14 protein-coding genes are annotated in these 12,474 nt (G+C 57.1%); 2 read left to right on the forward strand and 12 right to left on the reverse strand.

From position 1 onward, the window contains the following. Positions 1-20: 20 nt before the first annotated feature. The 4 genes from mdtG to I6G83_RS16025 form a co-directional block, all read right to left on the reverse strand. The gene (gene mdtG, locus I6G83_RS16010; RefSeq protein ID WP_054305534.1) at positions 21-1,259 is read right to left on the reverse strand and encodes a multidrug efflux MFS transporter MdtG; all 1,239 of its coding nucleotides are present in this window, start codon (positions 1,257-1,259) and stop codon (positions 21-23) included. A gap of 190 nt (positions 1,260-1,449) precedes the next feature. Continuing rightward, positions 1,450-1,734, reverse strand: a complete 285-nt coding sequence (locus I6G83_RS16015) for a YciI family protein (protein ID WP_054305533.1) — start codon at positions 1,732-1,734, stop codon at positions 1,450-1,452. 105 nt (positions 1,735-1,839) lie between these two features. Beyond that, positions 1,840-2,760 carry a Kdo(2)-lipid IV(A) acyltransferase gene (locus tag I6G83_RS16020; RefSeq protein ID WP_054305532.1) on the reverse strand — a complete coding sequence of 307 codons (921 nt, stop codon included), beginning with the start codon at positions 2,758-2,760 and terminating at the stop codon, positions 1,840-1,842. Between the two features lie 263 nt (positions 2,761-3,023). Beyond that, positions 3,024-4,118, reverse strand: coding sequence for an NADH:flavin oxidoreductase/NADH oxidase (locus I6G83_RS16025; protein WP_054305531.1), 1,095 nt, complete (start codon positions 4,116-4,118; stop codon positions 3,024-3,026). Between the two features lie 207 nt (positions 4,119-4,325). Between I6G83_RS16025 and trhO the strand changes: the two genes are divergently transcribed. Beyond that, positions 4,326-5,381 carry an oxygen-dependent tRNA uridine(34) hydroxylase TrhO gene (trhO, locus tag I6G83_RS16030; RefSeq protein WP_015671932.1) on the forward strand — a complete coding sequence of 352 codons (1,056 nt, stop codon included), beginning with the start codon at positions 4,326-4,328 and terminating at the stop codon, positions 5,379-5,381. Positions 5,382-5,440: 59 nt separating this feature from the next. Here the strand turns inward: trhO and I6G83_RS16035 are convergent, their stop codons facing one another. Together I6G83_RS16035 and I6G83_RS16040 are read right to left on the reverse strand one after the other, a co-directional pair. After that, positions 5,441-6,019: a YceI family protein gene (locus I6G83_RS16035; RefSeq protein ID WP_015671933.1), complete on the reverse strand. Its 579-nt coding sequence runs from the start codon at positions 6,017-6,019 to the stop codon at positions 5,441-5,443. Positions 6,020-6,044: 25 nt separating this feature from the next. Beyond that, positions 6,045-6,599, reverse strand: coding sequence for a cytochrome b (locus tag I6G83_RS16040; protein ID WP_015671934.1), 555 nt, complete (start codon positions 6,597-6,599; stop codon positions 6,045-6,047). A 471-nt stretch (positions 6,600-7,070) separates the two neighbouring features. On the opposite strand from I6G83_RS16040, the gene I6G83_RS16045 reads away from it, so the two are divergent. Next, entirely contained in the window at positions 7,071-8,084 is a 1,014-nt protein-coding gene (locus I6G83_RS16045) for an AI-2E family transporter (RefSeq protein ID WP_232238972.1), read from the forward strand. A 40-nt stretch (positions 8,085-8,124) separates the two neighbouring features. Here the strand turns inward: I6G83_RS16045 and I6G83_RS16050 are convergent, their stop codons facing one another. The 6 genes from I6G83_RS16050 to pyrC all read right to left on the reverse strand — a co-directional run bounded on the left by I6G83_RS16050 (position 8,125) and on the right by pyrC (position 12,441). Beyond that, positions 8,125-8,733, reverse strand: coding sequence for a LuxR C-terminal-related transcriptional regulator (locus I6G83_RS16050; protein WP_054305530.1), 609 nt, complete (start codon positions 8,731-8,733; stop codon positions 8,125-8,127). Between the two features lie 184 nt (positions 8,734-8,917). Beyond that, positions 8,918-10,033, reverse strand: coding sequence for an N-methyl-L-tryptophan oxidase (solA, locus tag I6G83_RS16055; protein WP_054305529.1), 1,116 nt, complete (start codon positions 10,031-10,033; stop codon positions 8,918-8,920). A gap of 139 nt (positions 10,034-10,172) precedes the next feature. Next, positions 10,173-10,427, reverse strand: coding sequence for a biofilm formation regulator BssS (bssS, locus tag I6G83_RS16060; protein ID WP_015671938.1), 255 nt, complete (start codon positions 10,425-10,427; stop codon positions 10,173-10,175). A gap of 215 nt (positions 10,428-10,642) precedes the next feature. Beyond that, complete coding sequence (locus tag I6G83_RS16065; protein ID WP_015671939.1) at positions 10,643-10,921, reverse strand: hypothetical protein; 279 nt, start codon at positions 10,919-10,921, stop codon at positions 10,643-10,645. Between the two features lie 150 nt (positions 10,922-11,071). Further along, entirely contained in the window at positions 11,072-11,311 is a 240-nt protein-coding gene (dinI, locus tag I6G83_RS16070) for a DNA damage-inducible protein I (protein WP_015671940.1), read from the reverse strand. Between the two features lie 80 nt (positions 11,312-11,391). After that, positions 11,392-12,441 (reverse strand): dihydroorotase, encoded by a 1,050-nt coding sequence (gene pyrC / locus I6G83_RS16075; RefSeq protein WP_054305528.1) that lies wholly within the window; start codon positions 12,439-12,441, stop codon positions 11,392-11,394. Positions 12,442-12,474: the final 33 nt, after the last annotated feature.

The following is a 12,474-nucleotide window of genomic DNA, read 5'->3' on the forward strand; positions in this document are numbered from 1 at the left end:
AATCGCGCAGGGCGGGGAAATTAAGGCTCTTCCTGCAGCTGCTTTTCCCGCGGCGGTTTAGGACGGCGCTGCAGACAGCGCCATGAATAGAGCGCGTTAAACATCACTACCAGCGCCGTTACGCCAAATACCGCGCGGAAACCGTAGTTGGCCGAGACCGCCGCACCGAGCAGCGGGCCGGTGACGTTGCCGACGTCGCGGAAGGATTGGTTATAGCTGAAGATGCGTCCGGCCACCTGGTTGCTGCTGTTATAGATGAGTAGCGTCTGCACCGCGGGCAGCAGCGCGCCGTCGGCGGCGCCCAGCAGGAAACGCAGCACCGCCAGCTGCCACGGCGTCTGCACAAAGGCCATCGGGATCAGCAGCAGTACGGAGAACAGCAGCATGCAGACGAGAACGCGCTCCGGCCCGATGCGGTCGCCCAGTTTCCCCAGGCGCGGCGCGCTGATCAGCGCGGCGACGCCCGGTACGGAGGCGATCAGCCCGCTGACAAACGCCAGGTTATGGATATCGCCGGCCAAATCACGCACGTACAGCGTCAGAATCGGCGCAATCGAGCCAGTGGCGATCTGAATAATCATGGTGGTGACAAACAGCGCCAGAATCAGTCTGGGGTTTTTCAGCGAGGCGAACACCTGGCGGGCGTGCAGCATATCTTTCCGCTGCACCGGGGTGAACTGCTCCCTGACGAAAAACAGCGTCAGCATAAAGCAGACAAACAGCACGGCGGCGGTGATGTAGAACACCGGGCGCAGCCCGTACTGGTCGGCCAGCAGGCCGCCGATCAGCGGGCCGATCAGCGCGCCGCTGACGCCGCCGGTTGACAGGGTGCCCAACGCCCAGCCGCTGCGGTTGCGCGGCACCTGGGTGGCGATCAACGCGTTGGCATTGGGAATAAAGCCGCCGAGCAGGCCGAGCAGCGCGCGCAGGGCCAGGAACTGCCAGATATTTTGCGCCATGCCCATCAGCACCATCACAATCGCCATGCCCAGCGCAGAACGCAGCAACATCAGCTTGCGTCCGCGCCGGTCGGCCAGCCCGCCCCAGAAGGGGGAGGCCACGGCAGAAAACAGGAAGGTAATGCTGAACACCAGCCCGGACCACAGGTTTAGCGCCTCATGCCCGGAGACGCCAAGCAGCTCGACGTAGAGCGGTAGAAAGGGCATAACCAGGCTGAAGGCGGCGCCGGTAAGAAAGCAGCCGAGCCAGGCGACAAAGAGGTTGCGTTTCCAGTTTATGGGTTCTGATACCGGGGCCATGGGTTACCGTAACAGCAGAAGAAGAGCCTGGCGATGGCGCAGCGGCCAAGGCAAAAAGTTAGCCTGCTCAGTATGCGCCTTCGATGCGCGGACTTCAAATGCGTTCAGGGCGGATTGGCAAAAATTAAAATAAAGTTTCAAAAAGCGAAAGCGACGATAGTCCCGCACCGGGCGGCGCGGGACGGGGGCATTACTGGTTGAGCAGGTTGCTGAAATCTTCGCCGGCGGCGGTCACCGCCAGCTCGGTCACCTCGTAGTTAGCTACGGCGGTGAACGGGTCCTGCGCCAGAATGGCGTCCAACTGCGGACGCGGCATCTGTTTGGCGAGGATCACGCCGCCGTTGCGCGGATTTTTACGTCCGGCGGCGATAAAATCGCCCTGGGCAAAATATTTCTTCAGCCAGGCAATATGCTCCTCAAGATGGTTGTCGACCTCTTCAATCGGGCGGTGGTAGGTCAGACTGACAATGTACATGCTGCGCTCCATGGTTAGCGTTCGTTGGTAACCGTTACCTTCACACTGTTTGAGCCGTAGCTCAAGTCATCAGACATAAAAAACCCGCCGTCAGGCGGGTAGCATTTAATACAGTGAAGGTTCGCCTTCCGGACGGGTTTTAAAGCGGCGGTGCAGCCACATATACTGGTCCGGCGCCAGCAGAATGCCGTGCTCCACCACCTGGTTCATCCGGGTGGCGGCGCTCAGTTCGCTGTCCAGCGGGAAGTCTTCCACCGCCGGCTGAATCAGTAATTCATAACCCTGGCCGTCCGGCAGGCGGCGCGGGGCGAAGGGGATAATCGCCGGTTTGCCCATCCGCGCCAGCATATAGCTGCCGGTGGTGGTGGCGGCCTGCTCTACGGCGAACAGCGGGGCGAAGACGCTGCTGCGCGGGCCGTAGTCGTGGTCCGGCGCATACCAGATGATATCGCCCTGTTTGAGCGCGCGGATCATGCCCTTGATATCTTTGCGGTCCAGCATCGATTTATTCGAGCGCATCCTTCCCCAGGTCTGCAGCCAGTCCAGCAGCTTGTTGTCATGCGGACGATAAACGCCGATGCCGGGGTTGTAGATGCCGAAAATGCGCGCGCCCAGCTCCAGCGTTAAGAAATGCAGACCGATCAGCAAAACCCCCTGCTGGTTGTCCCGCGCCTGCTGAATGTGCTCCAGCCCCTCAGGGCGGCACCAGCGTTTGATACGCCAGTCCGGCCAGAACCAGGCCATGCCGGTTTCAAACAGGCCCATGCCGACCGACTCGAAATTCTTCACCACCAGCGCATCGCGTTCCGCCTGCGGCATATCCGGGAAACACAGCGTTAGATTGCGCTGCGCAATAGCCACGCGGCGTTTCAGAAAACGCATGGAGAAACGGCCCAGCGAGGTGCCAAGGCGGTAAATGACGGGGTAAGGCAGCAATACCAGCAGGTATAACAGACCAATACCGAACCAGGTCAGCCAATAACGCGGATGCAGCAGGGAACGATTAAAAGAAGGAAGTTGTGTCATGTATTCTCAGCTTTTTGGTAATTATTGGTTTAATAACAGCGAATTAGCATGGTCCGTTGCCCTAATGGACGCTGTGCACGCGTATCATTTTCTGCCGGTAATGACGGTTATTGTGGCATTTTCTGGCGTGACAGGAAAATCCTCAATTAGGTTATGGTGCGCTCAGCGGCGGATTTTTTCCGGCGTGAGGGAGAAGAGAAGGCGGGTCATTCGGTTGAATGACCCGGGAAGCATGTTGTTGCAGTCAGCCCGGCGCCGGGCGTTTAGCTGTTGAACAGCCCTTTCAGGACATGAGGCTCAGAACGCCAGTACTGCGGCGGCGCGCTGGCTTTTGCGCCCAGCTTGGCCGCGGCGTGCCATGGCCAGCGCGGGTTATACAGAATGCCGCGCGCCAGCCCCACCATATCGGCCTGGCCGGTGGAGACGATCGCTTCAGCCTGTTCCGGTTCGGTGATCAGGCCGACGGCGATGGTCGGCAGGCCGACTTCGCGTTTGATGGTCTCGGCGAAGGGCACCTGATAGTTCGGGCCGACGGGGATTTGCTGCTGCGGCGACAGACCGCCGCTGGAGACGTGAATATAGTCACAGCCCAACTCTTTCAGTGCCTTGGTCAGCGCCACCGATTGCTGTTCATCCCAGCCATCCTGCACCCAGTCGCTGGCGGAGATGCGTACGCCGACGGCTTTGTGCGCCGGGAAGACTGCGCGTACCTCGCTGAAAATTTCCAGCAGCAGCCGCATACGGTTTTGCAGCGAGCCGCCATATTGGTCATTACGCTGATTGGCCAGCGGCGACAGGAACTGGTGCAACAGATAACCGTGGGCGCCATGCAGCTCAATCAGCTCAAAGCCCAGGCGATCGGCGCGCTTGGCCGCCTCGACGAACTGCTGCTTCAGCAGGTCGATCTGCGCCAGGCTCATCGCCTCCGGCGCTTCATCCTCGGCATGGAACGGCGTTGCGGAGGGGGCAATCGTCTGCCAGCCGCCGTTTGCCTGGCGGATTTGGCCGCCGCCTTCCCAAGGAACGGCGGTGGAGGCTTTACGCCCGGCGTGGCCCAGCTGAATGCCCAGCGGCATGGTGGCGTGCTGTCTGACCGCATTGACGACCTCGGCCAGCGCCTGTTCGGTGGTATCGTCCCACAACCCCAGATCCTGCGGCGAGATGCGTCCTTCCGGCGATACCGCCGTCGCCTCGACAATCAGCAGGCCGGCGCCGGACATCGCCAGGCTGCCCAGGTGCATGGTATGCCAAGGCGTCGCCGCCCCCTCTTGGGCGGAATACTGGCACATCGGAGCGATAATAATGCGGTTCGGCAGGGTGAGTTTCCCCAGGGAAATCGGTTTGAATAGCTGGCTCATTGATATCCTCTTTTCGCGGTACATGGCATCGGGTGCCGGCACTATCCGTAGGTGGATGTGTGAACTGCATCAAGTTTAGCAGCCGTCAGGCTGGCCGGGCAGTTCATGATGTGCTGCCTGATATTTTCAGGTATGATGTGCGCCGCGCGCCGTTCCGGGGGCGGCGCGCGGCGATTATTTACCTCAGAAAGAACAGGAACGTACACCATGCCAGTGTTACATAACCGAATCTCCAATGAGGAACTGAAGGCGCGCATGCTGGCTGAAACCGAGCCGCGCACCACGGTTTCTTTTTATAAATACTTCACCATCGACGATCCTAAAGCCTTTCGCGACAGCCTGTATATTCAGTTTGAAAAACTGAAGGTGTTCGGCCGTATTTATGTGGCGAAAGAGGGCATCAACGCGCAGATCAGCGTGCCGCAGAGCCATTTTGAGGCGTTTAAAACGGCGCTGTTTGCCTCACACCCGGCGCTGGATCAGGTGCGTTTGAACATCGCGCTGGAAGATGACGGTAAGTCCTTCTGGGTGCTGCGCCTTAAGGTGCGCGAGCGTATTGTCGCCGACGGTATCGACGATGACAGCTTCGATCCTTCTAACGTGGGCGAGTATCTGAAGGCCGATCGGGTCAATGCCATGATCGACGATCCGAACACGCTGTTTGTCGATATGCGCAACCACTATGAGTACGAAGTGGGGCATTTTGAAAACGCCATTGAAGTGCCTTCCGACACCTTCCGCGACCAGCTGCCGATGGCGGTGGAAATGCTGCAGGATCAGAAAGACAAGAATATTGTCATGTACTGCACCGGTGGCATCCGCTGTGAAAAGGCCAGCGCTTACATGCTGCATAACGGCTTCAAAAACATTTATCACGTGGAAGGCGGCATTATTGAATATACCCGTCGTGCTAAAGAGCAGGGGCTGCCGCTGAAGTTTATCGGCAAGAACTTCGTGTTTGACGAGCGGATGGGCGAGCGGATTTCGGACGATGTTATCGCCCACTGTCACCAGTGCGGCGCGCCGTGCGACAGCCATACCAACTGCAAGAATGACGGCTGCCACCTGCTGTTTATCCAGTGCCCGAGCTGCGCCGCCAAGTTTGAAGGCTGCTGCAGCGAAATCTGTCGTGAAGAGCTGAAACTGCCGCGCGAAGAGCAGCGTGCGCGTCGCGCCGGGCGGGAGAACGGCGTGAAGATCTTCAACAAGTCAAAAGGGCTGTTGCAGACCACCATGCATATTCCGGATCCGGAAGATAAATAATCGTTGCCGAAGGGCGATGATGACACAAGGGCGCGGCAGAACCGCGCCCTTGTTGTTAGTTACTTCTCACGTACGCCTTCGACGGAGATGATCAGCTCAACCTCTTGTGAGGCCGGGCCGAGATCGGTGGTGATGCCGAAGTCTTTCAGCTTGATTTTACCGTTGGCTTCAAAGCCGGCACGGTAGCCGCCCCATGGGTCATTGCCCTGGCCAATCAGCTTGGCGTCCAGCGTAACCGGCTTGGTGACGCCGTTGAGCGTCAGGTTGCCGACCACGGCGTAGCCGTCACCGTCTTTTTTCACTTCGGTGGATTCAAACTTCGCCTGCTTGTTCTTTTCCACGTTGAGGAATTCGGCGCTGCGCAGGTGCTTGTCACGCTCCGCGTGGTTAGTGTCGACGCTGGCGGTGTTGATGGTGACGTTGACCTTATCCTTGGACGGATCTTTCTCATCGAACGTAAAGCCGCCGTCAAAATCCTTGAAGCTGCCGTACAGCCAGCTGTAGCCAAGGTGCTGGATGCGGAACTCAATAAAGGCGTGCTGCCCCTGCTTGTCGATTTTGTAGTTGGCGGCCAGCGCGGAACCGGCGCTCAGCAGCAGAGCGCCTGCGGTCAGGCCTAATACGGTCTTTTTCAACATGGTTATCTCCATTATTCCAAGTAGGTTAATCGGCGCTGCGACCCAGCATCCGTTTCAAAGTGACATCACGATCCACAAAGTGATGCTTAAGTGCGGCCAAAGCGTGCAGTACCGACAGCACGACGACGCTCCAGGCCAGATAAAGGTGAATCGTCCCGGCGGTATCGGCCTGAGCGCCCATGCCGGTGACGCTGGCGGGAACCTCGAACCAGCCGAACACGCTGATCGCCTGACCGTCGGCGGTAGAAATCAGATAGCCGCTGATCAGAATAGCGAACAGAATGACATACAGCGCCAGGTGCGCCAGCACGGCGCCGACGCGGGTAACGCGGGAATAGCTGGCCAGCGGTTTCGGCGGCGGAGAGATCAGGCGCCAGATGACGCGCACCACCATAACGATAAACAGCAGCACGCCGATACTCTTATGGATCTCCGGCGCCTGGTGATACCACACGTCGTAATAGCCCAGCGTGACCATCCATAGGCCAAGCGCAAACATGCCGTACACCACAAGGGCGACCAGCCAGTGGATCAAGATAAACAGATGACCGAAACGGTCGGGGGTATTTTTCCAAAGCATCGGACTTCCTTAATTCCTTATTGCCGATTGCAATAATTAACAGGAAAAAACATAAAATCAATAATAAATTTAACTATGTTGCGACTTAATAATATTAGTCAGTGGATTTGCACAAGATCGGAAAAATTAATCAAAGTAATCGTTGAAGAGATAAGGGAAAAAGACGGCCATGGCCTACGTTGTAAATTGAAATAAAACGAATTTCTATTTTACTGTCAATTTTTGTCATGTTGCGTAAATCCGGTCGCCAGCGTTCGGCAATGCGTCTTGTTGACCGGAAAAGGATGGTCGTCACCGGCCGGCATCTGCTGATTTTCCACGCGGATGAGTTATAAAAACTGATGATTAACCCACAGTCCTGCGGCAGAGTTTGTTAAAATAACTGTTTCATTAGTTTGCCTATTATCGGGAAAAAAGGATGTTATCTTGAGCCGAAATCTATTCATCGATCGCCCGCTGCGGCTGGCGATTATGCTGGCGACGATCGTGGTGATCCTTGCCGGGATTAAAATGTCCTCGGAAATTGTGGTGCCGTTTTTGCTGGCGGTATTTTTAACCATCGTGCTAAACCCGTTGGTTGCCCGTCTGGAACGCTGGCGGGTGCCGCGTATGCTGGGCGTGATGCTGTTAGTGACGCTGGTGGTGATCGTACTGGTGATGTTTATCGGCATGATGGGGGCATCGCTGAATGAGTTTGCCCGTTCGCTGCCGCAGTATCGCGGCATGATGACGGAAAAAATGCATGAGCTGCAGCGCTATGCGGATCGCTTCAATATCGTCATCTCGGCGGAGGCGATCGTGCATTATATTGATCCCAGCGCCACGATGAATCTGGTGACGCGCCTGCTGAGCCACCTCTCCGGCGCGATGACCAATATTTTCCTGCTGCTGATGACGGTGGTCTTTATGCTGTTTGAGGTGCAGCTGCTGCCAGCGAAGCTGCGCCAGGTATTGAGCAGGCCGACCCAGGGCATTGCCAACCTGCAGCGGGCAGTGCAGGGGGTGACGCACTATCTGGTGATCAAAACGGCGATTAGCCTGGCGACCGGCATGATTGTCTGGATCTTTTTGGCGATTATCGACGTGCGTTTTGCCTTTATCTGGGGGCTGCTGGCTTTCCTGCTCAATTTTATTCCCAATATCGGTTCGGTGATCGCCGCCGTTCCACCGTTGATCACCGCGCTGTTATTTAACGGCTTTGGCGATGCATTGGTGGTGGCCGGCGGCTTTGTACTGATCAACCTGGTGATTGGCAATATCCTCGAACCGCGGGTGATGGGGCGCGGTCTTGGCCTGTCGACGCTGGTGGTCTTTCTCTCGCTGATTTTCTGGGGGTGGTTGCTGGGGCCGGTGGGGATGCTGCTGTCGGTGCCGCTCACCATCATTGCGCGCATCGCGCTGGAAGCCAGTGAAAACGGCAGGAAAATAGCGGTAATTCTGGGCGATGGCCGCGACGAAAGGGCGGCGGAACGCCAGGCGGAATAACGCGACGCTAACGCATTTGGCGCGGCTGACACCCTGTCGTTCAGCCCGCCATGCGCACTGCGGGGGCATCGGGCGGATAAAAATATCGCAGGATGTTGTACAGCGAATAAAACTCCAGCCGGTTACGGGCGTTAATCTTCTCCGTGATATGCCGCTTATGCACATAAACGGTATGCGAACTGATCTGCAGTTTACGGGCGATGCGGTAGTTCGGCACTTCCGCCATCCAGTGCTTCATGACCGTCAGCTCCTGCGGGCTGAACAGCGAATGCAGGCTGTTTTCCATCAAGGAATGCGGCGTATCGCGCAGGATACGCAGCGCTTTGGGCAATGCGGCCTTATTGAACAGGAAGGCGTTATCGGCGATGCGCATCGGTCGGTCGCCGTAAGGGTAAGGAGCATCCAGGTAGATAAACAGCACCGCGTTATTACTGCTGTCGATCAGCGTCTGTAACCAGGGATTGTCTAGATTTGGCCGGCAGTAGTGGGTCAGGTTCAGCAGGATATGCGAGGGGTTATCGCTGGACAGGTGCTGCACCGCGGCGCTGAGCGTATCACAACCGGTTACGGTATTGGCGGCGTTGTCGGCCAGATAGCTGGCGATACCGAGGCGGGTATAACCGCATTCGTCCACGACGAGTAGTTTCATGCTGACATCCTTGTGATCGGGCAAATAATACCAAGCATAGGTAAAATAGGGGGGAGCCCGATGCCAATCAATTCGGAAATCTGGATTGTTGCGCCAGCTTTTTCCGTGGATAGATGCCGAAGGGATGCCAACGTCAGGGGGAATGTCGCAGCCGAGGCGGGCAACGGCTGCGATTGCGTTACGGTTAGTTAAAACGCTGCAGCGAGAACGGCGTCAGATCGAACGGAATGGCTTTGTCCTGCGCAAACAGCGAGGCGATTTCACCCAGTACGCTGGCAAACTTAAAGCCGTGACCGCTTAGCCCGGTAATCACCATCATATTCTCACTACCGGGAACGGTATCAATAATAAAGTCCTCGTCCGGACTCATATCATAGGTACAGACTTTGCCGTGCAGGCACACGCCGACGCCGGGCAGATGCTGGCGCAGGAAGTTAAACACTTCGCTGCCGTCGCTGGCAACGCTGCCGAAGGACCGGCGCTGCTCCGGTGTTTCAATCGGCTGGCCGCCGTTGTGTTTGCCGACTTTCAGGCCGTCGTTATCGGCAGGGAAGCCGTAATAGTGGCAGCCGTCCTGCGCCTCAACGGTAAAGGCCGGGAAGCGGTTGGGTTCGCTGTAGCGCCCGTCGGCCTGGTGCCAGGAAAAGACTTTACGCAGCGGCGTGACCGGCAGCTGCGGCAACAGCGCTTTTACCCAGGTGCCGGCGGCGACCAGGGCTTTTTTCGCCTGATAGCGGCCTTCCGCCGTGGTGACTTCTACGCCGCCGTCAATGGCGTTAACCGCCGTGACCGGACAGTTAAACAGCTGGCTGCAACCGGCCTCTTGCGCCAGGCGGATATATTGCGCGATGGCCCGTTCGGAGCGCAGAAAGCCGGCGTCCGGCTCGAAGACGCCGACGTAGTGCGCCGGCGCGTTGAATTCAGGCCAGCGCTGTTGCACGTCGTCGGCGCTCAGCAGTTGGGTGTTCAGGCGGAAAGTGCGCGCGCTTTGTTGGGCGTTGGCAATAAACTCGGCGTCTTTGGGGCCCAGGTTGAGCACGCCGCAGGCGTGGAACAGCTGCTCGCCGCAGTCCCGCGTCAGGCCGTTCCACAGGGCCTGCGCGCGCAGCAATAACGGAACATATCGTTCACCTTCGCCGTAGGCATGGCGAATAATACGCGTATCGCCGTGGTGGCTGCCGTTGCTGTGCGGGGGGATTTCGCTGTCGATCATCAGCACTTTCAACCCTGCCTGCGTGGCGTAGTAGCCAGCGGCGGTGCCAACGGAACCGCTGCCGACGACGATTAAATCATATTCCACGTAACCTATCCTCACTGTTGCGCTTTGCTGAACCCAGCATGATAAAAGGTTGGGCGCGCCAATGCACCCGTTGTCGGCGGCAGATAAAGAAAAAGCGCCGGGAATGTTCACCGGCGCTTAGGACGTTTGGCTTAATGAATCAGTGTTTTTTACGATCAAGATCCTGGTATTCCGTCGATTCGATTTTTGCGATGCCCGCCTCTAGGATATTTATCAATTGTCGGGCGACATCTGTGGTTAACCAAAGCGTTCTGTCTACTTGGGCTTCCTCGGGCGTTTGGTCTAGCGAAGACAGGTAATGAAGGCGTATCATCATGGCGTCGTAAACGTCAACGGTGCTGATATCCCATCCAACAAGCGGGTGTGTCTGAATAACTTCATCATTTCTGTCCATAAAGACCCCTTATTGAGTAGTAACTAACGCGAGTGACTAACGAGGATCGATGCGGCTCATCTTCATGAGGAGCCTTTATAGTATACGCTTCGTGGTTGTCTGATGCGGCTTTTCCGATGAAAATTTGTTAAATAATGACGTGTTTGCGCAATAATTCAGCAAAAGAGAGGGGGCAGCTTGCCGTTTCTCGGAACGACAAGCCGTAGAACGACGGTTTACTCTGCCGCAGGGGAAGCGGCGGGGGGCTGAAGATGCTTTTCCAGTTCGCCGGCCAGCTGGGCGAAGTGTTGTTGCGTTTCCGCATCGCGGTTCTGGTTTTGCGCTTCCAGCTTCAGGCTGTGGATCAGCAGTTGATTCGCCTTGTCATCCAGCCCAAAGGCCAGATAGGAGAAGGCGACTTCCAGCACGTTAAGGCGCCGTTTTTGATCGGCGATAACCGTCAGCAGTTCGCCGAAGGTCATTGCTTCTTCTGATTTTTCTTTGTCCAGGGCCATGGAAAGAGACCTCCTGTTGTAATAGCGCCCGCACCCATCCTTTATTACAGATCAGATGGCGTTTTTATTCCAGCTAATTTCATCCCGGTTGGCGGGTTACAGGCATAAAAAAGCCGGAGAGCGACCCCCGGCAAAAACAGCATTGCAGTATTATTCGGCACTGAACCAATCGTCGGCGCTTTCCCAGGTTTCCTGGAGAATCTCGGCGATCAGATCCTTATCTGTCTTGAGGCCGCCGAGAACGGAAAGCCCGTTGGCGCCGGAATACCTGACCTGAACCACCGTATCCGGGAACTGACGGTTAATCCGTTTGCTTAATTCACCGTTAAGGGCTTCTATCGCCCCCGGCGGCAGCGGCCTGGTCTTGTCTATGGTTACTTCAACACGCATTATTGCCCCCGAAGTTATTCACTGTTTATTTATACAGTTAATCCGCATCGGGAGCAAGAGGGCGTGATAAATAAAAAAGATTAGCTGGCGGTTACCGTCCAGTTAACGCTTTCGCCGGCCAGGAACGGCACGATGGACTCGTTGCCCAGCGCAATCTCTTCCGGCTGCACGCTAGGGACGCGCTGCAGTTCGATAAAGTCTTCGTTGACCGGTAAGCCGTAGAAGCGCGGTCCGTTGAGTGAACAGAAGGCTTCCAGGTGTTCCAGCGCGCCTAACTGTTCAAACACCGTGGCGTAGGCCGGCATGGCGCTTGGCGCATTGAACACCCCGGCGCAGCCGCAGCTGGATTCTTTGCGGTGCTTGGCGTGCGGCGCGGAATCGGTACCGAGGAAGAAACGGTCGGAGCCGCTGGCTACCGCCTTGCGCAGCGCTTCCTGGTGGATATTGCGCTTGAGGATCGGCAGGCAGAACAGGTGCGGACGGATGCCGCCCACCAGCATATGGTTACGGTTGAACATCAGGTGTTGCGGCGTGATGGTGGCGCCGAGGAAGCGGTCGCCGGCCAGGACGTATTCAGCCGCCTCTTTGGTGGTGATGTGCTCAAAGACGATCTTCAGCTCCGGGAACTGACGGCGGATCGGCTCCATCACCTGGGCGATAAAGCGGGCTTCGCGGTCGAAGATATCCACGCCGGCGTCGGTCACTTCACCGTGGATCAGCAGCGGCATGCCGATTTTCTGCATCTGCTCAAACAGCGGGTAGATACCCGTTACGTCGCTGACGCCGTGGTTAGAGTTGGTGGTGGCGTTAGCGGGGTAGAGTTTGGCGGCGGTGAAAATACCTTGCTTGAACCCTTCCGTCAGCACGTCGGTCGACAGAGAGTCGGTCAGGTAGCAGGTCATCAGCGGGGTGAAATTGTGTTCCGCCGGCACTGCCGCCAGGATGCGGTCGCGATAACGCTGTGCGGCTTCAAGCGTGGTGATCGGCGGAGCCAGGTTCGGCATTACAATCGCGCGGCCGAATACCTGACTGGTATAGGGCAGGACCGTTTTCAACATCTCATCATCACGCAGATGGATGTGCCAGTCGTCAGGGCGGCGAATTTTCATGGCTTGAGGTTGTGCTGTCATGGTGCAAGGCTCCGGCGGTCAGAAATACGTCTA

It is taken from the genome of Serratia rubidaea (genome assembly GCF_016026735.1).
GTDB lineage: Bacteria > Pseudomonadota > Gammaproteobacteria > Enterobacterales > Enterobacteriaceae > Serratia_B > Serratia_B rubidaea.

Bases quoted from the DNA above. Each gene is read 5' to 3' on its own strand.
- mdtG (WP_054305534.1), bottom strand. From the start codon at position 1,259: ATGGCCCCGGTATCAGAACCCATAAACTGGAAACGCAACCTCTTTGTC.
- I6G83_RS16015 (WP_054305533.1), bottom strand. From the start codon at position 1,734: ATGTACATTGTCAGTCTGACCTACCACCGCCCGATTGAAGAGGTCGAC.
- I6G83_RS16020 (WP_054305532.1), bottom strand. From the start codon at position 2,760: ATGACACAACTTCCTTCTTTTAATCGTTCCCTGCTGCATCCGCGTTAT.
- I6G83_RS16025 (WP_054305531.1), bottom strand. From the start codon at position 4,118: ATGAGCCAGCTATTCAAACCGATTTCCCTGGGGAAACTCACCCTGCCG.
- trhO (WP_015671932.1), top strand. From the start codon at position 4,326: ATGCCAGTGTTACATAACCGAATCTCCAATGAGGAACTGAAGGCGCGC.
- I6G83_RS16035 (WP_015671933.1), bottom strand. From the start codon at position 6,019: ATGTTGAAAAAGACCGTATTAGGCCTGACCGCAGGCGCTCTGCTGCTG.
- I6G83_RS16040 (WP_015671934.1), bottom strand. From the start codon at position 6,599: ATGCTTTGGAAAAATACCCCCGACCGTTTCGGTCATCTGTTTATCTTG.
- I6G83_RS16045 (WP_232238972.1), top strand. From the start codon at position 7,071: ATGCTGGCGACGATCGTGGTGATCCTTGCCGGGATTAAAATGTCCTCG.
- I6G83_RS16050 (WP_054305530.1), bottom strand. From the start codon at position 8,733: ATGAAACTACTCGTCGTGGACGAATGCGGTTATACCCGCCTCGGTATC.
- bssS (WP_015671938.1), bottom strand. From the start codon at position 10,427: ATGGACAGAAATGATGAAGTTATTCAGACACACCCGCTTGTTGGATGG.
- I6G83_RS16065 (WP_015671939.1), bottom strand. From the start codon at position 10,921: ATGGCCCTGGACAAAGAAAAATCAGAAGAAGCAATGACCTTCGGCGAA.
- dinI (WP_015671940.1), bottom strand. From the start codon at position 11,311: ATGCGTGTTGAAGTAACCATAGACAAGACCAGGCCGCTGCCGCCGGGG.
- pyrC (WP_054305528.1), bottom strand. From the start codon at position 12,441: ATGACAGCACAACCTCAAGCCATGAAAATTCGCCGCCCTGACGACTGG.